Origin of the sequence: Pseudomonas sp. D1-1, assembly GCF_051132225.1 — a bacterium.
Taxonomy (GTDB): domain Bacteria; phylum Pseudomonadota; class Gammaproteobacteria; order Pseudomonadales; family Pseudomonadaceae; genus Aquipseudomonas.
Genome location: NZ_CP071676.1, coordinates 5,834,789 through 5,853,471, shown reverse-complemented (window position 1 = coordinate 5,853,471; position 18,683 = coordinate 5,834,789). Strand labels below are relative to the sequence as shown.

Annotated in this window: 17 protein-coding genes; 6 read left to right on the top strand and 11 right to left on the bottom strand. The window is 61.8% G+C overall.

The features are described from left to right. Nucleotides 1-32: 32 nt before the first annotated feature. From J3P86_RS26535 to J3P86_RS26515, 5 genes are all read right to left on the bottom strand, one after another. Nucleotides 33-1,040, bottom strand: coding sequence for a DUF5924 family protein (locus J3P86_RS26535; protein ID WP_434626952.1), 1,008 nt, complete (start codon nt 1,038-1,040; stop codon nt 33-35). A gap of 265 nt (nt 1,041-1,305) precedes the next feature. Continuing rightward, complete coding sequence (locus tag J3P86_RS26530) at nt 1,306-2,694, bottom strand: M16 family metallopeptidase (protein WP_434699163.1); 1,389 nt, start codon at nt 2,692-2,694, stop codon at nt 1,306-1,308. Nucleotides 2,695-2,841: 147 nt separating this feature from the next. Further along, on the bottom strand, nt 2,842-4,500 hold the full coding sequence (locus J3P86_RS26525; RefSeq protein ID WP_434626956.1) for a Na/Pi cotransporter family protein: 1,659 nt from the start codon (nt 4,498-4,500) through the stop codon (nt 2,842-2,844). Nucleotides 4,501-4,834: 334 nt separating this feature from the next. Further along, nucleotides 4,835-5,602, bottom strand: coding sequence for a TerC family protein (locus tag J3P86_RS26520; protein WP_305497790.1), 768 nt, complete (start codon nt 5,600-5,602; stop codon nt 4,835-4,837). Between the two features lie 77 nt (nt 5,603-5,679). Further along, nucleotides 5,680-6,987: a CitMHS family transporter gene (locus J3P86_RS26515; RefSeq protein WP_305497791.1), complete on the bottom strand. Its 1,308-nt coding sequence runs from the start codon at nt 6,985-6,987 to the stop codon at nt 5,680-5,682. Between J3P86_RS26515 and J3P86_RS26510 the strand changes: the two genes are divergently transcribed. Next, nucleotides 6,947-7,414: a hypothetical protein gene (locus tag J3P86_RS26510; RefSeq protein WP_434699162.1), complete on the top strand. Its 468-nt coding sequence runs from the start codon at nt 6,947-6,949 to the stop codon at nt 7,412-7,414. The two genes, J3P86_RS26515 and J3P86_RS26510, sit on opposite strands and share 41 nt — an antisense overlap. Here J3P86_RS26510 and J3P86_RS26505 read toward each other — a convergent pair. Beyond that, complete coding sequence (locus J3P86_RS26505) at nt 7,403-7,741, bottom strand: DOPA 4,5-dioxygenase family protein (protein WP_434699161.1); 339 nt, start codon at nt 7,739-7,741, stop codon at nt 7,403-7,405. The two genes, J3P86_RS26510 and J3P86_RS26505, sit on opposite strands and share 12 nt — an antisense overlap. Before the next feature lie 85 nt (nt 7,742-7,826). Here J3P86_RS26505 and J3P86_RS26500 point away from each other — a divergent pair, with 85 nt between their 5' ends. After that, on the top strand, nt 7,827-8,486 hold the full coding sequence (locus J3P86_RS26500) for an NAD(P)-dependent oxidoreductase (protein WP_434626963.1): 660 nt from the start codon (nt 7,827-7,829) through the stop codon (nt 8,484-8,486). Nucleotides 8,487-8,573: 87 nt separating this feature from the next. Here the strand turns inward: J3P86_RS26500 and J3P86_RS26495 are convergent, their stop codons facing one another. Continuing rightward, nucleotides 8,574-9,524 (bottom strand): choline sulfate utilization transcriptional regulator, encoded by a 951-nt coding sequence (locus tag J3P86_RS26495; protein WP_434570780.1) that lies wholly within the window; start codon nt 9,522-9,524, stop codon nt 8,574-8,576. A gap of 114 nt (nt 9,525-9,638) precedes the next feature. On the opposite strand from J3P86_RS26495, the gene betC reads away from it, so the two are divergent. The 3 genes from betC (at nt 9,639) to J3P86_RS26480 (ending at nt 13,871) form a co-directional block, all read left to right on the top strand. After that, nucleotides 9,639-11,147: a choline-sulfatase gene (betC, locus tag J3P86_RS26490; protein ID WP_434699160.1), complete on the top strand. Its 1,509-nt coding sequence runs from the start codon at nt 9,639-9,641 to the stop codon at nt 11,145-11,147. Between the two features lie 23 nt (nt 11,148-11,170). Further along, a complete protein-coding gene (gene choX / locus J3P86_RS26485; protein ID WP_434699159.1) occupies nt 11,171-12,091 on the top strand; it encodes a choline ABC transporter substrate-binding protein in 921 nt (306 codons plus the stop codon). Between the two features lie 211 nt (nt 12,092-12,302). Beyond that, the gene (locus J3P86_RS26480; protein WP_434699158.1) at nt 12,303-13,871 is read left to right on the top strand and encodes a SulP family inorganic anion transporter; all 1,569 of its coding nucleotides are present in this window, start codon (nt 12,303-12,305) and stop codon (nt 13,869-13,871) included. On the opposite strand, the gene aroE is transcribed toward J3P86_RS26480, so the two are convergent. Beyond that, complete coding sequence (gene aroE / locus J3P86_RS26475; protein ID WP_434699157.1) at nt 13,861-14,691, bottom strand: shikimate dehydrogenase; 831 nt, start codon at nt 14,689-14,691, stop codon at nt 13,861-13,863. The genes J3P86_RS26480 and aroE overlap by 11 nt on opposite strands. A gap of 13 nt (nt 14,692-14,704) precedes the next feature. Beyond that, entirely contained in the window at nt 14,705-15,619 is a 915-nt protein-coding gene (gene hemF / locus J3P86_RS26470; protein ID WP_434570789.1) for an oxygen-dependent coproporphyrinogen oxidase, read from the bottom strand. A gap of 163 nt (nt 15,620-15,782) precedes the next feature. On the opposite strand from hemF, the gene J3P86_RS26465 reads away from it, so the two are divergent. After that, nucleotides 15,783-16,760 carry an NADPH:quinone reductase gene (locus J3P86_RS26465; RefSeq protein WP_434699156.1) on the top strand — a complete coding sequence of 326 codons (978 nt, stop codon included), beginning with the start codon at nt 15,783-15,785 and terminating at the stop codon, nt 16,758-16,760. 155 nt (nt 16,761-16,915) lie between these two features. On the opposite strand, the gene J3P86_RS26460 is transcribed toward J3P86_RS26465, so the two are convergent. Both J3P86_RS26460 and dprA read right to left on the bottom strand, forming a co-directional pair. Next, nucleotides 16,916-17,473: an L-threonylcarbamoyladenylate synthase gene (locus J3P86_RS26460; protein ID WP_305497800.1), complete on the bottom strand. Its 558-nt coding sequence runs from the start codon at nt 17,471-17,473 to the stop codon at nt 16,916-16,918. Between the two features lie 60 nt (nt 17,474-17,533). Further along, nucleotides 17,534-18,628: a DNA-processing protein DprA gene (gene dprA, locus J3P86_RS26455; protein ID WP_434699155.1), complete on the bottom strand. Its 1,095-nt coding sequence runs from the start codon at nt 18,626-18,628 to the stop codon at nt 17,534-17,536. Nucleotides 18,629-18,683: the final 55 nt, after the last annotated feature.

The following is an 18,683-nucleotide window of genomic DNA, read 5'->3' as shown; positions in this document are numbered from 1 at the left end:
CGAGCCTGCTCGCGATAAGGTCCGCAGGCCCTTCAGTCCTTCACCTCGAACCTCAACACACCAATCATCTGGCCATTTTCGGTGAGTATCCGCACTTGCCATTTTCCCGTCGGGTTGTCCGGGAAGTTCTGCTTGTGGGTCCAGGCGCGATAGCCTTCCTTGCGTCCGCCATGGATGTCCAGAGCGATGCGATCCACCTCTTTGCCGTTGAACTGCCAGACGTGGTAGATCCGCTCATCGAGCCCGCGCGGTGCGTTGATGGCGGTGTAGGCGTACAGGCCGTTACCACGGATCTGGGCCGCGCTGACTTCCTTGAGACTGGCGCCAGGCGTGCGGTCTTCCAGCTGGGTACTGATTGCCACTTCGGTCATCCAGAGCGTGGCGGGTGGCACCCAGGAGCGCAGCACCCAGCCGGCGGCGCCGATGCCCAGGGTGATGCACAGAATCGCCAGGGCGTTGCGCACGGTGCGGATCGGGAAGATCGAGGCCAGGCTCGGGAACGACAACAGCATGGCGGTGCCCAGTGCCAGCTTGAAGCTCTGGTCAGTGGTCAGGTGCAGGATCACCGGCAGCGCGGTGAGCAGGGCGGCGAACAGCGTCAGCGTGTGCAACGCCAGGAACGCCCAACGCCGGGGCGCCAGCCATTTGTAGTACAGCGGATCGATGATCGAGACCAGCGCCGACGCCGCCAGCAAGCCGGTAAAGAGCAGCTGGCTGCTGTTCCAGGTTGTCGTGATGAAAAAAAACGGCAAGACGAAGAACAGGCTTTCCTGGTGGATCATCTGCGTGGCGTAACGCAGCAGCGGCTGGGGTATTTCCCGTTTGAAAATCCGCGTGAACAGCCGCGTCAGGCTGTTCTCCAACATCAGCCAGAGCCAGCTCACCAGCATCATGATCGCGATCCAGGTCGCCAGACCCTGCTGGCGATCCACCAGCATGAAACTGCCGACCCCGGAAATGAAACCGCCGAGCGCGATGACCCCCGGATAGCGCTTCATCAGTTCGAGGATGCGCTGGATTAAATGAGTCAGGTTCGGCATCGGCGGTTTCACAGTAAGTCTTGGGAAATATCCCTGACAGAGTATCGCCAGGACGGTGACATGGCGAGGATCGCGACGCCTGCCGCGGTGATCTTTCGTGGCGAGGGAGCTTGCTCCCGCTGGCCTGCGCAGCGGGCCCGGCATTTTCCCCTGGTAAACCGCATCGCCCGGTTTGCGGCTGCTGCGCCCGAGACGTCGGACCGGCCGAGCGGGAGCAAGCTCCCTCGCCACGGGATTTGAGTTTGCCCATCGCGCACGAGGTGTATCAGTCTGGCTGCGGTCGCGCCCTGCGCTTCCATCGCCAGCCAATTCCCACCAGCAGCAACACCACCAACCCAGCCAACACCCAAACGAGTTCGTCATCACCAAGCAACGGCTTCTCGATCCGCAGGTAACCCGGATCCTTGAGAAGTTCGCGCAGGGCCTGGTTGGCCTGCTCCAGGCTGACGGCCTGCAAGCGGGCGGCCGGATTGGCGAAGCGGCCATCCTCATAGTCGCCCAAGGCGCCCCAGTAATAGTCGGCCAGCGCGCTGTTGCCTTGCACCGCCCAGGACTGATGGGCGATAGCGGCGCGTTTGATCCGCACGAAGCTCTCGGGGTCCAGGCCGTCCTTGAGCAGCGTGCCGCGCAATTGTTCCAGCACCTGCTCGGCTTTCGGCAGGTCTTCGCGCGCCAGGTCTGCGTTCAGGCTGAGAAAACCGACACCGCCAAAGACTTCCCGCTCCACCCAGGGGCCGTAGGACAGGCCGTTGGCCAGGCGCAACTGGCGATAAAGCGCCCAGTCCAGATAATCCTTGAGCAGGTCGAAGGTTTCGTCGTGCTGCTGTTCCAGCACCGGTTCCGGGAACAGCCAATGAAGCTTGGCGCCATCGCCGGCCAGGCCGCGAGTCAGGTTGCGTTTGGTGACCGCGCTGTAGCGGATCTGCGGCAGCGGCTCGTGGACGCTGGGCTCGACCGGTTCGAGCTCGCCGAAACTGCGTTCCAGGTAGGCCGGCAATAACCGGTCGAGATCGCCGACGACGATCAGCGTCATATTGTTGGAGGCATACCAGGCCTTGCGCACCTGCTCGACCCGGGCCAGGGTAAGGTGACCAACCTCGGCCCGTTCCGCGCACCGCAAGCCCAGTTCCACGGCCAATTGATTGCTGGCTTTATGGCCCAGGTCCTGTCGGTCGAGCCAGCGTTGCAGATGGGTGTAGTGACCGCCGTCCTCGCGCTCGACCACCCGTTTGGCCGCCTCCAGGGCTTTTTCGTCGATGCGGGTGCGGGTCAGCAGCGCCAGCAACAGGTCGAGGACCTTGCGCTGATTGCGCGCCGGTGCCTCGATGACAAACGTTGTATCGGCATTGCTGGTAAAGGCGTTCCACTCGCCGCCCAGGGCCTGCATGCGTTCCTCCAGGCCACCTTCGCCGCTGTCGTCGACCCCACTGAACAGAAGATGTTCGAGCAGATGCGGCAGCTCCTTGTCGGCGCAGCTGAAATCGTCGAGCCCCACGCCGACCACCAGCCGAATCGCCACGTGCCCGCGTTCGGTGCCGGGTTTGAGCAACAATTGCAGGCCGTTAGGCAACGTATAGCCTTCGACCTGAAAGCGATCCTGGGCAATGGCGGGGAGTGAGCCGAACAAAAGCAAGGCGAGCAGCAGACAACGCATAACGGGCTTCCTGGCGGCTGAGTGAAGATACATGGTGCCGGGTCAGCCTTCATCGCGAGCAGGCTCGCTCCCACTTCGCGGAGTTGTCTGGCTGGCGATGGGCTTGAGCCCCGGCCCCTTTTAATGACTGACCAGGACGCCAGTCGTTCACGGCGAATGGGTGATGTCGGAAATTTCATCGACGGAAAGGGCGCCGATCTCCGAGGTTTCCAGCACCACATAGGCGCTGCCGCAGAACAGCGAATTCAGGCGCCGCATGTCAGCGATCAGCTCAAGATGCAGGGAACTGGTCTCCAGGCTCTGCACGACCTTGCGTTGCAGACGGCTGACATGGGCATGGGCCATCCGCCGTTCCTGCGCGCGAAAGCGACGTTTCTCACGCAGCAACTGCCGTGCGCTTTCCCGATCGGCACTCAGGAACACCGTCAACCCCAGCCGCAGGTTGGCCAGCAGATGACTGTGCAGCCCCGCCAGTTCTTCCAGGCCCACATCGGAAAACGACCGGCGTTGCGAGGTCTTCTGCTGCTGGACCTTGCGCAGCATACGTTCGATGAGGTCGCTGGCCAGCTTGAGATTGATCGCCAGCTCGATGATTTCCGCCCAGCGGCGGCTGTCCTGTTCGCTGAGGTCCTCGCGGGGCATTTGCGCCATATACAGCTTGATGGCGCTGCACAGTGCTTCGACATCGTCGCTCATGGCGCGCACTTGCTGAGTAATCGCCGTCTGCTCGCCGCGCAGTACGCCGAGCATGGCTTCGAGCATGTTTTCGATCAGGTCGCCGATGCGCAAGGTTTCCCGGGCCGCGTTCGCCAGGGCCAGGCTCGGGGTCGCCAGGGCGGTGGGGTCGAGGTGCCGGGGCTTGGCCGTGCCGTTGGTGTCCGGGCGCTCCGGCAGCAGCCACGCGCAGAGCCGGCCCATCGGCCCGACGCTAGGCAGCAATACCAGGCAACGCACGGTGTTGTAGAGCAGATGAAAACCGATGACGGTTTCCTGGTGGCTGAAATCCAGGCTGTCCAGCCAGCCCACCAGCGGATCGAGTACCGGAATGATCAGCAACAGGCCAATCAGCTTGTACAGCAGGCTGCCGAGTGCCACCTGGCGTCCGGCGGCGTTCTGCATGCTGGTGCTGAGAAACGCCAGGATGCCGCTGCCGATATTGGCGCCGATCACCAGGCCGATAGCCACTGGCAAACTGATCACCGCCGCGCCGGCCAGTGTCGCGGTCAGCAGCACGGCGGCGAGGCTGGAATAGGAAATCATGGCGAACAGCGCGCCGACCAGCGCATCGAGCAGGATATCGCCGGTCAGTGAGGCGAAAATCACCTTCACGCCCTGGGCCTGGGTGATGGGCGCAGCGGCTTCGACGATCAGTTGCAGGGCCAGGATGATCAGGCCCAGGCCGATGGCGACCCGGCCCATCTGCCCGACGCGCGTCTGTTTGCGCGACAGGAAAAAAATCACCCCGAGGAAAATCAGCAACGGTGACAGCCACGACAGGTCGAGGGTCAGCACCCGTGCCATCAGCGCGGTGCCGACGTCGGCGCCAAGCATGGTCGCCAGGGCGGGCGTCAGCGACATCAGGCCCTGGCCGACAAAAGAGGTGACGAGCATGGCCGTGGCGTTGCTGCTCTGGACCATGGCGGTGACCATGATCCCGGCGATGAAAGCCAACCAGCGCCGGGACATGTTCTGGCTGATGACGTGACGCAGGTTCGAGCCATAGACCCGCAGAATGCCGGTACGGACGATGTGCGTGCCCCAGATCAGCAAGGCCACGGCGGAGAGCAGATTCAGCAGGGTCAGCATGAGAAGCCCCCTGTTAGCGTCCCAAAGGAACAAATTGACGATGCCACATCGTTCTACTGGTACTTAAGCTGTAGTTGGCGAATGGTTCGGACGCCAGCATTGCATAGCTGAAGATGGCTTTGAAACAAAACTGTCATGAAATACTTCCTCGAAAACACCCACACCCCTGTGGGAGCGAGCTTGCTCGCGATGAGGCCATAACATCCAACATTTTCTTCGACTGTCAGGCCGCTATCGCGAGCAAGCTCGCTCCCACAGGTATTGCATCCGGCTGCTTCCTGCAGACATGAAAAAAGGGGCTCTCAAGAGCCCCTTCGTTCATTGCCCTGCATCTTTACTGACCCGGAACATCCTTGCGCAGTTTCACCGGATCCTGCTGCTTGCGCTTGCGTGCCATCGCGGTACGCATCTTGATATTGATCGCTTCCACCGCCAGCGAGAACGCCATGGCGAAATAGACGTAGCCTTTAGGCACATGCACATCGAACGATTCGGCGATCAGTACGGTACCGACCACCAGCAGGAACGACAGCGCCAGCATCTTCAGCGACGGGTGCTTGTCGATGAACGTGCTGATGGTGCCCGAAGCCAGCATCATCACCAGTACGGCGACGATGATCGCGGCAACCATGACCGGTACATGGGAGACCATGCCGACCGCGGTGATGACCGAGTCCAGGGAGAACACGATGTCGATGATCGCGATCTGGATGATGGTGTAGATGAAGTTGCCGCCCTTGACCGAAGGCTCGTCGCTGTTTTCCTCTTCGCCTTCCAGCGCGTGGTACATCTCCTGAGAGCTTTTCCACAGCAGGAACAGGCCACCAAAGAACAGGATCAGGTCGCGGCCGGAGATGCCTTGGCCGAATACTTCGAACAGATCGGCGGTCAGGCGCATCACCCAGGTGATGGACAGCAACAACAGGATCCGCGTGATCATCGCCAGCGCCAGGCCGAAGATCCGGGTGCGTGCCTGCATGTGCTTGGGCATGCGGCTGACCAGGATCGAGATCATGATGATGTTATCGATACCCAGGACGATTTCCAGGGCGGTCAGGGTAAAGAAGGCAACCCATATTTCCGGGTTGGTCAGCCATTCCATGTGAGTTCCTTTGAGCGAGTGTTAGGCCGCGCCGCGCCTTCGGTTAACCGACAGGGGCGACGCGGCGGGCGTTGCTTTTATAGAGTGCTGAATAGCGGAAAAATCCCCATCAGCAAGGCGGCGAACATTATGCACAGGCAAACCAGTACTGCCCACTTCAAGGTGAAGCGTTGGTGATCGCCGAATTCGATCCCGGCCAGGGCCACCAGCAGATAAGTCGACGGAACCAGCGGGCTCAGCAGGTGAACGGGCTGGCCGACGATCGAGGCACGGGCCATTTCGACGCCAGTGATGCCGTAATGGCTGGCTGCTTCGGCCAAAACTGGTAACACCCCGTAATAAAATGCATCGTTCGACATGAAGAAAGTGAACGGCATGCTCACCAGCGCAGTGATGACCGCGAGGTAAGGACCGAGGAAGTCCGGGATCACTGCCAGCAGGCTCTTGGACATGGCATCGACCATACCTGTGCCCGACAGAATGCCAGTGAAGATACCCGCCGCGAAGATCAGCCCGACCACCGCCAACACGCTGCCGGCGTGAGCCGCGACGCGGTCTTTCTGTTGTTGCAGGCATGGATAGTTGACGATCATCGCGATACTGAAGGCCACCATGAACAGCACCGGCAACGGCAACAGGCCGGCAATCAGCGTGCACATCAGGGCCAGGGTCAGCGCGCCGTTGAACCAGATCAGCTTCGGACGGCGGGCGTCCGGGAACTGCGAGACGCTGATTTCGCTGTGGTCCATGTCGTCACCGGCCAGGTGCAGCTCACCCAGGCGCGCACGCTCGCGTTTGCCGTACATGTAGGCAATCGCCAGGATCGCCACGACGCCGGCCAGCATCGCCGGGATCATCGGGACGAAGATGTCCGACGGATCCACATGCAGCGCACTGGCCGCCCGAGCGGTTGGCCCGCCCCAAGGGGTCATGTTCATCACGCCGCCGGCGAGGATGATCAGGCCCGCCATGATCTGCGGGCTCATGCCGATACGGCTGTAGAGCGGCAGCATGGCGGCTACGCAGATCATATAAGTGGTCGCGCCGTCACCATCGAGGGAAACGACGAGCGCCAGAACGGCGGTGCCGACCGAAACTTTCAGGGGGTCGCCCTTGACCATCTTGAGGATCTTGCGCACGGCCGGGTCGAACAGGCCGGAGTCGATCATCAGGGCGAAATAGAGAATCGCAAACATCAGCATCACCCCGGTCGGGGCAAGCTTGGTGATGCCTTCGAGCATCATCGGGCCGATCTTCGGCGCAAAGCCACCGAACAGCGCGAACAGGATCGGAATAATGATCAGGGCGATCAGCGCAGACAGGCGCTTGGTCATGATCAGGAACATGAACGTGATGACCATGGCGAAGCCAAGGAAAGTCAGCATGGGAAATACTCCAGGCGTGGCGCGGCGGGCAAAGGCGAACCGGAACGGTCAGCGCAGGATGCAGGGCTCGGGACGGACGGATGGAGGGGATGCAACGGGACGGGTAGCAGCGGACATCAGAATCACCATTGTTGTTGTTAAAAAGGCCGCACGAGCATTCGAAAGCTCGTTTCTGGCCACCGGTCTTTTGCCGGTAGGTGAGGCGATCCTAATCGCGCAAGCTTTCAGCAGCCTTTCGCAAGCCGAGCGTATGACCAAACGCACGAAGTTACTTTGTGGCGAGGGGATTTATCCCCGCTGGGGCGCGGGAGCGACCCTAGAGTCCGTCATCGCGCAATGTCGGGAAAATGCGCTCTATCTTTTTGGGCCTGCTTCGCAGGCCAGCGGGGATAAATCCCCTCGCCACAAAAGGCAATCAGCTTGTTGATTCGAACGCCGAAAGATTCAACGGTCGTACCGCGCCCATCCAGATCGCATGATCGGTGTGATCGGCCAGATCATCACCAGTGTCCGGGTGCAGGAATATCACCAGCCCGTTGCGATTGAGCGCCAACCACGGCAGGACCACGCCGATGTACTGCGGATCGAATGCCAGCTGGCAGCTCCAGTCCGGGTGCGGGCCGACCGGCCGTTGGTGAACCCGGCCCATCTTCAGCGGGAACAGCTGCGCCGCTTGCTCACACAAGGCCCGCGCCTGATCGATGGTGCCGGCGTCGAAATAAACATGGGCGTGATAGCCCTTGATCCGTTGCATCTGTCACTCCTCGAAAGACCAGCCGAACCCTCGCGGTTAACCACGGGTCAGAGCCTTTACACGCGGGAAAAAAGGAATACCAGCCATGAGAAACGCCGAAACCCCGGTCATCAAAGTGGTGCTCTATGGTGCCATGAGCAGCCTCGGAAGTGCGTTGATGGCTGAGCTGTTGCGACGCCAGCACGAAGTCATCGCCATCCTCGATGATCTTACGGCCTTGGCGCCACGCCCGGGCCTGCGGACCAAGACCGGCGACCTGTTCGACCCCGAACGGGTCAAGCAGAGCGTTGCCGGCGCCACTGCCGTGGTGTGCCTGTTGAACGCACCGGGGCTGCCAATGAACAGCGAGCAAGTAGAGCGCACGCTCATTCCCGGCCCGGTGGAGCAGGTCCTGGCCGTGGATGCGCTGATTGCAGGCATGCAGGCGGTCAATATCCCCCGGCTGTTCCTGGTGGGCGATTTCGCTGCCCTCGATGAGCAGGAAGCCGAAGATGACTTGCAGCGCCATGCCGCCGAGGAAATCCTCGACGCCCTGAAAAACAGCGCCTTGCAGTGGACCCTGGTCAACGCGCCCTACGCCGCGCCGGGCTTGAGCATCGAGCATTTCAGCCAGGTCAGCACCAGCCTGGAGTCCGGAATGGCCGAGTCCCTGGAGCGCCTCAATCGGGTGGCCGTGGGCATTGTCGATGAACTGCGCTCGAACCTGCATGTGGGCGAGCATGTGAGTTTTGTGCCCGCCCTCTAAAGGCGTGCTCATCCCGTGGCGAGGGAGCTTGCTCCCGCTGGGCCGCGTAGCGGTCCCCGGAATTGCCTGGTTGATGGAGCACGAGCCTCAAACCGCAATCGAAGGCAGCGGCAACCCTGTAAGCGACTCCGCACTATTGGCCTGTTCTTCCATCAGCCAATCCACGAACAGCTTGATCAGCACACCCCGGCGCTTGCGTTGGGGCAAGACCACGTAATACCCCAACCGGGAAAGCACCGTTTCGGCGATCGGTCGGCACAGCAACCCTTGCGCCAGCAAGTTATCCACAAGGTGCCGCCAACCGATAGCGACGCCTTGGCCGCCAATCGCCGCCTGGATGAGCAGGGTGTAGTTGTCGAAGCGCAGTTGGCCCGGCGCCGGTGGCGAGGTGATGCCCAGTTCACGAAAAACGCCGCTCCAGTCGAACCAGGCGCTGCTGTTGCCGCCGCGCAAATGCAGCAGCGGGAATTCCGCGAGGGCGTGGGCGGGCAGGGGTTGGGGGCGGTCCTTGAGCAGCAGTGGGCTGCATACAGGAAAGACTTCTTCGCTGAAAAGCCAACGACTTTCGCCCTGTTTGAAGCGACCGTCGCCAAATAGCACCGCAACATCGATATCGGTGCGCAGCATGTTGTGGTTGCGCTCGCTGGTCACCAGGCTCACATCCACCTGCGGATTTGCCGCGTGGAACCGATGCAGTCGCGGCATCAGCCAATAGGCGGCGAAAGCGAAATCCGTCGCGACTTGTAGCACTTCATGCTGGTGCTGGGCCGTGATCGCGTTCAGCCCCGCATCGATGCTCTGCAAGCCGGCCTGGACCTGCTCGAACAGGATCGCGCCGGCCTCGGTCAATTCGATGCCGCGATAGATGCGATCAAACAGGCGCGTACCGAGCTGCTCTTCCAGCCGTTTGATCTGTTGGCTGATGGCGGGTTGGGTCGTGCCCAGTTCAATCGCTGCCGCAGTAAAACTTTGCTGGCGAGCCGCTGATTCGAAGGCGCGGAAGAGATCCAGGGACAGGTCACCCAAGGCGTCATACATAAGCTCAGCTTATCCTAGTCATTATCTTGCATGGGCTTTACCCCAACCAGCATGGGCTACATGCTCGTTCGCAGCAATATCGCATAACCGTTCACTATGGAATGCCGCGAATACATGAAGCGCAAGAACATTCTTTTCATCATGGCCGATCAGATGGCCGCGCCAATGTTGCCGATCTACGGTCCGTCGCCCATCAAGCTGCCCAACCTGTCACGCCTGGCCGACCACGGCGTGGTATTCGATGCCGCGTACTGCAACAGCCCGCTCTGTGCGCCGTCACGCTTTACGCTGGTGAGCGGTCAGTTGCCGAGCAAGATCGGCGCCTATGACAACGCGGCGGATTTTCCGGCGGACGTTCCAACTTATGCCCATTACCTGCGCCGTCTCGGCTATCGCACGGCGCTGTCCGGCAAGATGCATTTTTGCGGGCCGGACCAATTGCACGGTTACGAAGAGCGCCTGACCAGCGACATTTATCCAGCGGACTACGGCTGGGCCGTGAACTGGGACGAGCCGGATGTGCGGCCAAGCTGGTATCACAACATGTCGTCGGTGCTGCAGGCCGGACCGTGCGTGCGCACCAATCAGCTGGATTTTGATGAAGAGGTGGTGTTCAAGGCCCAGCAGTACCTGTTCGACCACATCCGCGAGGACGGCGACCAGCCGTTTTGCCTCACCGTATCCATGACACACCCACACGATCCGTACACGATTCCCAAGACATTCTGGGATCTGTATGACGACAAGGACATCCCGCTGCCCTACACCCCGGATCAGACAGAGCTTGATCCACATTCCCAACGCCTGTTGAAAGTCTATGATCTGTGGGGCAAGCCGCTGCCTGTGGATAAGATCCGTGATGCTCGCCGCGCCTACTTCGGCGCGTGCAGCTACATCGACAGCAATGTCGGCAAGTTGCTGCAGACCTTGGAAGACACCGGGTTGCTCGACGACACCATCATCGTGTTCTCTGGCGATCATGGAGACATGCTCGGCGAAAAAGGCCTCTGGTACAAAATGCACTGGTTTGAAATGGCCGCTCGCGTGCCGCTGCTGATCAGCGCCCCAGGCCAGTTTGCCAGCGGCCGCGTCGGCGCGGCGGTGTCCACCGCCGACCTGCTGCCGACCCTGGTCGAACTGGCCGGCGGCACCCTGGAACCAGGCTTGCCGCTGGATGGGCGTTCGCTGGTTCCGCATCTGCAAGGGCAGGGCGGGCACGATGAAGTCTTCGGTGAATACATGGCCGAAGGCACCGTCAGCCCGTTGATGATGATCCGTCGCGGCCCGTGGAAATTCATCTACAGCGAAGATGACCCGTGCCTGTTGTTCGACCTGCGTAATGATCCTCAGGAGGTGGCGGATCTCAGTCAGTCGCCTGAGCATCAGGCGCTGTTCAACGATTTTCTCGCCGAAGCGCGGGCCAAATGGGATATTCCAGCCATTCACCAACAGGTGCTCGCCAGCCAGCGACGCCGTCGTTTCGTTGCCCAGGCGTTGACCCTGGGCAAACTCAAGAGCTGGGATCACCAGCCGCTGGTCGATGCCAGCCAGCAATACATGCGCAACCACATCGACCTCGACGATCTGGAGCGCAAGGCCCGTTATCCACAACCCTGCCAATAGACCAATAACGTAAGGGGAAGCGCATGCAAAAGTTATCCACAGTACTGACCGCCGGGCTGTTGGCGTTGAGCAGTGTTTCGGCGTGGGCCGAGCAGAGTTGCGAGACCGTGAAGATGGCCGATCCGGGCTGGAGCGATATCGCCGCGACCAACGCCGTCGCCGGTTTCCTGCTTGAGGGCATGGGTTACAAGGCCAAGGTCGACACCTTGGCGGTACCGATCACGTTCGGTGGCCTGAAGGATGGCCAGGTTGATGTTTTCCTGGGTAACTGGATGCCGGCGCAGCAAGGGTTCTATGACAAGTTCGTCGCCAATGGCGATGTCACGCAGTTGGCGAAGAACCTGGACGGCACCGAATTCACCCTGGCGGTGCCGGACTACGTCTGGGATGCCGGTGTGCATAACTTCGCCGACCTGAACAAGTTCGCCGACAAGTTCGACAAGAAGATCTACGGCATCGGTTCCGGCGCCCCGGCCAACCTTTCGCTGAAAGAAATCATCAAGACCAACGATTTCGGCATGGGCGAATGGAAACTGGTGGAGTCCAGCGAGCAGGCAATGCTGGCGGAAGTCTCCCGGGCCGTGAAGAAGCAGAAATTCGTGACGTTCCTCGGCTGGACCCCACACCCGATGAACGTGCAACTGAAAATGCATTACCTCAAGGGCGGCGAGAAGTACTTTGGCGATACTGGCAGCGTTTATACGCTGACGCGCAAGGGTTATGCACAGGCCTGCCCGAACGTCGGGAAGCTGCTGACCAACCTGAGCTTCACCCAGGAAATGGAAAACAGCATCATGGCCGAAGTGGTGAACAAGAAGGTCAGCAACGCCGAAGCGGCCAAGGCCTGGATCAAGGCCAACCCGGCGGTGCTGGACAAATGGCTGGACGGCGTGAAGACCATGGATGGCAAGGACGCGTTGGCGGCGGTCAAGGCCAAACTCTAGGCATAATGGTGTGGGAGCGGCTCTTGTGGCGAGGGGATTTATCCCCGCTGGGTTGCGAAGCGACCCCCATGTATCGCCTCGGTGTGTCAGGACAATGGTGTTGAACTGTCCGGGGTCGCTCCGCAACCCAGCGGGGATAAATCCCCTCGCCACAGGGAGAACGGTGCCTTGTCCTGATACCCTTGCTTCCAAACCCATCCTTTGAGGCTCCATGGCAATCCCCACGCGCCATTCGCTGTTTCCGTTCCTCAGTTGGCTGCCCCGGCAGACCCGCGCCAGCGTCGGCCGTGACCTGATCGTCGGCCTCAGCGGCGCGATTCTCGCGTTACCGCAGTCCATTGCCTACGCACTGATTGCCGGCCTGCCGCCGGAATACGGCTTGTACGCGGCAATCGTGCCGGTGCTGATCGCCTGCCTATGGGGGTCGTCCTGGCATTTGATCTGTGGTCCTACGGCGGCAATCTCCATTGTCCTCTACGCCACTGTCAGCCCATTGGCGGTGCCTGCCACCCAGGACTACATCACGCTCATCCTCTTGCTGACGGTGCTGGCAGGTATTTTCCAGTGGCTGCTCGGGCTGTTGCGTTTCGGTGCGCTGGTCAATTTCGTCTCCCACTCGGTGGTGCTGGGTTTCACCTTGGGCGCAGCGGTGGTTATTGCCCTCGGGCAATTGCCGAACCTGCTGGGCCTGGACCTGCCGAACGAAGCCACGGCATTGAAGAGTTTGCTTATGCTTGCCAGCCATATCGGGGCTGTGGATAAACCTTCGCTGCTGCTGGGTTTGGGGACGCTGGCGGTGGGGATCGTCCTCAAACGATTGCTGCCGCGCTGGCCAACCTTATTGATTACGCTGGCCCTTGGCAGCCTGTTGGTCTGGGCGTGGCCCGCGATGTTCGGGCATGTGGCGTTGGTCAGCGCCTTTGTCGGACGCCTGCCGCCGTTCACGCCGCTGTCGCTGGACCTTGAGTTGATCCTAAGGCTGCTGCCCGGTGCCGTTGCGGTGGGCATGCTCGGGCTGGTGACCAGCCTGTCCATCGCCCGCTCGTTGTCGGTCCGTTCCGGGCAACTGCTCGATGCGAATCAGGAAGTCAGGGCGCAGGGGCTTTCCAATATCGTCGGAGGATTTTTCGCCGGATCGCTGTCAGCCGGCTCCTTTACCCGTTCCGGTCTCAGCTATGAAGCGGGTGCCTGTTCGCCCCTGGCCGGAGTGTTTTCGGCGTTGTGGGTGGCGCTGTTCGCGGTTGCCGGCGCGACACTGATCGCGCACATTCCCATTCCCGCCATGGCCGGCAGTATTCTGCTGATCGCCTGGGGCCTGGTGGACCATCGGGGTATCCGGGCGCTGTACCGTGTGAGTCGTTCCGAATTCCTGGTGATGGGGCTCACCTGCCTGGCCACGCTGCTGCTTGAACTGCAAGCGGCTATCTACGCTGGCGTGTTGGCTTCGCTGTTTTTCTATCTCAAGCGCACTTCGCAACCGCGGGTGCAGCATTTCCGGGAAGGTGAGGCGGACGTCTTGCGGGTGGGCGGCTCGATCTTTTTCGGCGCCAGCCATTATTTGCAAGTGCGCCTGCAACGCATGCCCGCCCAGCAGGTGATCATCGACGCCCAGCAGATCAACTTCATCGATTACTCCGGCGTCGAAATGCTCCACCAGGAAGCCCGGCGCCTGCGCAGCCAGGGGCGCAGCCTGACTTTGCGTGGGGCAAGGCCGCCGGTGGTGGAGGAGTTGTTGAAGCTGGAAGGACCGGAGAAATGCCCGATCCTCTTCAGGGATTGACCGCAGCGAGTTGACGGCGCAACTCCGCCAGCACCGGGGCGGTGTCCGGACGTACGCCACGCCACAGGAAAAACGCTTCGCCCGCCTGTTCGGCGAGCATGCCCAGGCCATCCATCACCACCGCCGCGCCGTGTTCTTCGGCCCAGCGGCAGAACGACGTCGGCTCCTTGCCATACATCATGTCGTAGCAGAATGTCTTGCCTGGCTCGATCAGACTTCCGGCAATCGGCGGTACTTCGCCTGACAGGCTGGCGGATGTGGCATTGATGATCAGGTCCACCGGCTCGCGCAACCAGTCGAAACCGCTGGCCGAGACCGGACCCAGGTCGGCGAACAGCTCAGCCAGCAATTCAGCTTTTTCCACCGTGCGATTGGCAATGATCACCGACGACGGCGCTTCCGCCAGCAACGGCTCCAAGGCGCCCCGTACCGCGCCGCCGGCGCCCAGCAGCAGGATGCGCTTGCCCTTGAGGCTGAAACCGGCGTTGACGGTCAGGTCCCGAACGAGCCCGGCGCCGTCGGTGTTGTCGCCCAGCAGGCGGCCGTCGGCCTGTTTGCTCAAGGTGTTGACCGCCCCGGCCCGTTGCGCCCGTTCGGTCAGGCTGTCAGCCAGGCGAAAGGCGTCCTCCTTGAACGGCACGGTGACATTTGCCCCACGCCCCTCACGGAAAAATTCCCGGGCGCAAGCGGCGAAGTCCTCCAGTGGCGCCAGCAGCGTGGTGTAGTCCAACGCTTGCCCGGTCTGCTCAGCGAACAGGCGATGGATCAACGGCGACTTGCTGTGGCCGATCGGGTTACCCATTACAACGTAGTGATCCATGGACTTTCCCCGTTCAGGCCGTAGCCAGCCAATCGCGATCCTGCAGGAAATAATCGGTCAGCCGCGCCTCTTCGCTGCCCGGCTCGGCTTTCCAGTCGTAGCTCCAGCGGACCTGCGGTGGCAGCGACATCAGGATCGACTCGGTACGCCCGCCCGATTGCAGGCCGAACAGGGTGCCACGGTCATAGACCAGGTTGAATTCCACGTAGCGCCCACGGCGGAACTCCTGGAATTGTCGTTGCGCGGCGGTAAACGGGTCGTGCTTGCGGCGTCGCACGATAGGCAGGTAGGCATCGATGTAGGCATCGCCGATGGCGCGCATGAAGGCGAAGCTGGTATCGAAGTCCCATTCGTTCAGGTCATCAAAAAACAGACCGCCGATGCCGCGCGGTTCGTTGCGATGCTTGATGTGGAAATAGCTGTCGCACCAGGCCTTGTAGCGCGAATAGACCTCCGGGCCGAAGGGCTCGCAGGCTTGCTGGGCGACGCGGTGCCAATGCACGCAATCTTCTTCCACGCCGTAGTAAGGGGTCAGGTCGAAACCGCCGCCAAACCACCAGACCGGCTCTTCGCCTTCTTTTTCGGCGATGAAAAAGCGTACGTTGGCGTGGGACGTAGGCACGTGGGGATTGTGCGGGTGGATCACCAGCGACACACCCAGGGCCTCGAAGCCGCGCCCGGCCAGCTCCGGCCGGTGGGCGCTGGCCGAGGGTGGGAGACCGCTGCCAAAGACGTGGGAAAAGTTGACGCCGCCCTTCTCGATGACCGTACCGTTTTCAATCACTCGGGTGCGCCCGCCACCGCCGGCAGGTCGGGTCCAGGCGTCCTCGACGAAGCGAGTGCCACCGTCCTCGGTTTCCAGGGCGGCGCAGATGCGGTCTTGCAGGTCGAGCAGATAGGCTTTCACGGCCTCGGTGCGAGTAGTCATGACATCACCTTGATCAGGGCTACGCTGCGCGGCGTACAAGGGCCGCCGGCAAATGGGCGCACAGGATAACACCGCATCCGCCCACGCCACAGTTGACGGAGATCAAGCTTAGGAGTCCGATAGCAGGCTTGGTAAAAAGTCCCACGATAAGGAGAGAGCGAAGATGGCCAAACGTATCCAGTTCAGCGCCCACGGCGGCCCGGACGTGCTTGAGTACGTCGAATACCAGCCGGCCGAGCCCGGTCCGCAGCAGGTTCGCGTCAGCAACAAGGCGATCGGCCTGAACTTCATCGACACCTATTATCGCAGCGGGCTTTACCCGCCACCGGCGCTGCCATCGGGACTCGGTGCTGAGGGTGCCGGCGTGGTCGAGGCCGTCGGCGCGGACGTCACGCGCTTCAAGGTCGGTGACCGCGTGGCCTATGGCAGCGGTCCGCTGGGGGCCTACAGCGATGTGCATGTGTTGCCCGAGGCCAATCTGGTCCACTTGCCCGAATCCATCAGTTTCGAACAGGCCGCCGGGGTGATGCTCAAGGGCCTGACCGTGCAATACCTGCTGCGCCAGTCCTACGAGCTCAAGGGCGGCGAAACCATCCTGTTCCATGCCGCCGCCGGTGGCGTGGGCTCGCTGGCCTGCCAATGGGCCAAGGCCCTGGGCGTGAAGCTGATCGGCACCGTCAGCTCAGCGGAAAAAGCCGCTATCGCAAAAGCCCACGGCGCCTGGGAAGTGATCGACTACAGCAAGGAAAACGTCGTACAGCGTGTACTGGAATTGACTGACGGCAAGAAGGTCCCGGTGGTGTACGACGGCGTCGGCAAGGACACCTGGCTGACCTCCCTGGATTGCACGGCTCCCCGTGGCCTGGTGGTGAGCTTCGGCAATGCCTCCGGCGCGGTGGAGGGCGTGAACCTGGGGATTCTCTCGGCCAAGGGCTCGCTGTACGTCACCCGCCCGACTCTGGCGACCTACGCCAACAACGCCGAAAACCTCCAACACATGGCCGATGAGCTATTCGCCATGATCGCCAGCGGCAAGCTTACCGTGGATATCAACCAGCGTTATCCGCTGGCGGAAGCGGCCAAGGCCCATACCGAGTTGTCGGCGCGGCGCACGACGGGGTCGACCATTCTGCTGCCCTGAGATTGATACCCAAGGGTTCGCGCAAAACCTGTGGGAGCGAGCTTGCTCGCGATAGCGGTGGATCAGCCAACATCATTGCCAGCTGACCTGACGCCATCGCGAGCAAGCTCGCTCCCACAGTGGTTTTACGCAAGGCGCAGAATGTGTGGGCGGAATCAGTCCGGCCGCACCACCTTGCCGGTCGCCAGGTCACGGATCACGCTCGGGTTCCGACGCCCGCCCAGGTTGCCGCCGAGCACCAGGTCGATCTGCCCGCGGAAATACTGCTCCACGCGGATCCGCGTGCGTGCCGCCGGGCGCCCCTGGGGGTTGGCCGAGGTGGAGACAAGCGGGCCGACCAGCGAACACAGGTCGCGCACGATCGGATGATCGCTGACCCGTAGCGCGACGGTGTCGTGCACGCCGGTAATCCATTCCGGCAACAGGTTCTGGTGCGGGACCAGCCAGGTGTTCGGCCCAGGCCAAGTGCTGGCCATGCGATCCATCCAGGTCTCGGGGAAATCCTCGAACAGGAAATCGAACTGGTGGATGTTGTCGGCCACCAGTATCAGGCCCTTGTCGGGCAGTCGGGACTTGATCGCCAACAGACGCTCCACCGCATCTTCGTTCCACGGGTCGCAACCCAGGCCCCAGACCGCTTCGGTTGGATAGGCAATCACCGCCCCGGCGCGAATTTCTCGCGCGGCTTGTTGCACACGCCAACTGTTGACCATGAAAGATTCTCCGCAACGCAAATAAGGCTGTGCGCAGTTTACCGATCTTCCTCATAAAACCTAGCGAGCAAACCAGCGTCCATACTCGCACGCAGCCCTTCCGTCCATTTCCAGGTCGGTCAGTGCCGCCAGGACCTTGGACAAGCCCCAGCCGCTGGCGTCGGCCAGTGCTTCGCTGGTCTGCGGCGCGGCGTGCAGCAGGCGCAACAGCGGATGCGTCACGGGGACAGGTTCGGCGGCGAAGGGTAAGCGTTGCCAACCGCGTAGCGCTTCGAGGATGTGCTCCACGGTTTCCACCAGCGCCGCGCCGTCACGGATCAGTTGATGGCAGCCCCGGGCGCCGGGATGGTGAATCGACCCCGGAATGGCATACACCTCACGACCCTGTTCCGCCGCCAGGCGCGCGGTGATCAGCGAGCCACTGGCGACGCTGGCCTCGACCACCAGCACGCCAAGGGACAAACCGCTGATAATCCGATTGCGGCGCGGGAAGTTGCTGGCGTGGGGTGGCGCGTCCAGGGGGAACTCCGACAGCACCGCGCTGCCCTGGGCGATCATCGCTTCCGCCAGCCGCCGATTGCGCTGTGGATAAAAATTTTCCAGGCCCGTGCCCAGCACACCGATTGTCTGCCCGCCGACATCCAGCGCAGCTTGATGCGCGGCCGCATCGATACCCAAGGCCAGACCGCTGGTGATGACAAATCCAGCTCCGGCCAGGCTCCGGGAAAATGCCGCCGCGGTGTCCATGCCGGGACGCGAGGCGCGACGACTGCCGACCATCGCCAATTGCGGTTTCTCCAGAATCGAGGTGTCGCCGGCAACGAACAGAAGCGGCGGCGCGTCGCAGATCTGCGCCAGCAACGCCGGGTAGTCGGGCTGGTCCCACATCAATAGACAGTGGGCCGGACCCTCTAGCCAGGCTAATGCACGGGCCGCGCCATCACGTATTTCCGGCGCGCGTCGGGCCTCGGCGCACTGCGCCGGCAACCCCAGCGCTCGCCATGCGCTGGGCGGGGCGCTGATGGCTTTGGAGGCCGAGCCGAAGGCTTCCATGAGGGTCATGAAACGTTTGGGTCCCAGTTCCGGCAAGCGATGCAAGCGCAGACGGGCCTCTAGTTCCGCGGGCGGAACCGAAGCGGATTCAGGCAATGGCATGTGATCAATCCTTGATCGTCATAAGCCCCGTAGAAACGGGAACAAGTTGTGGATA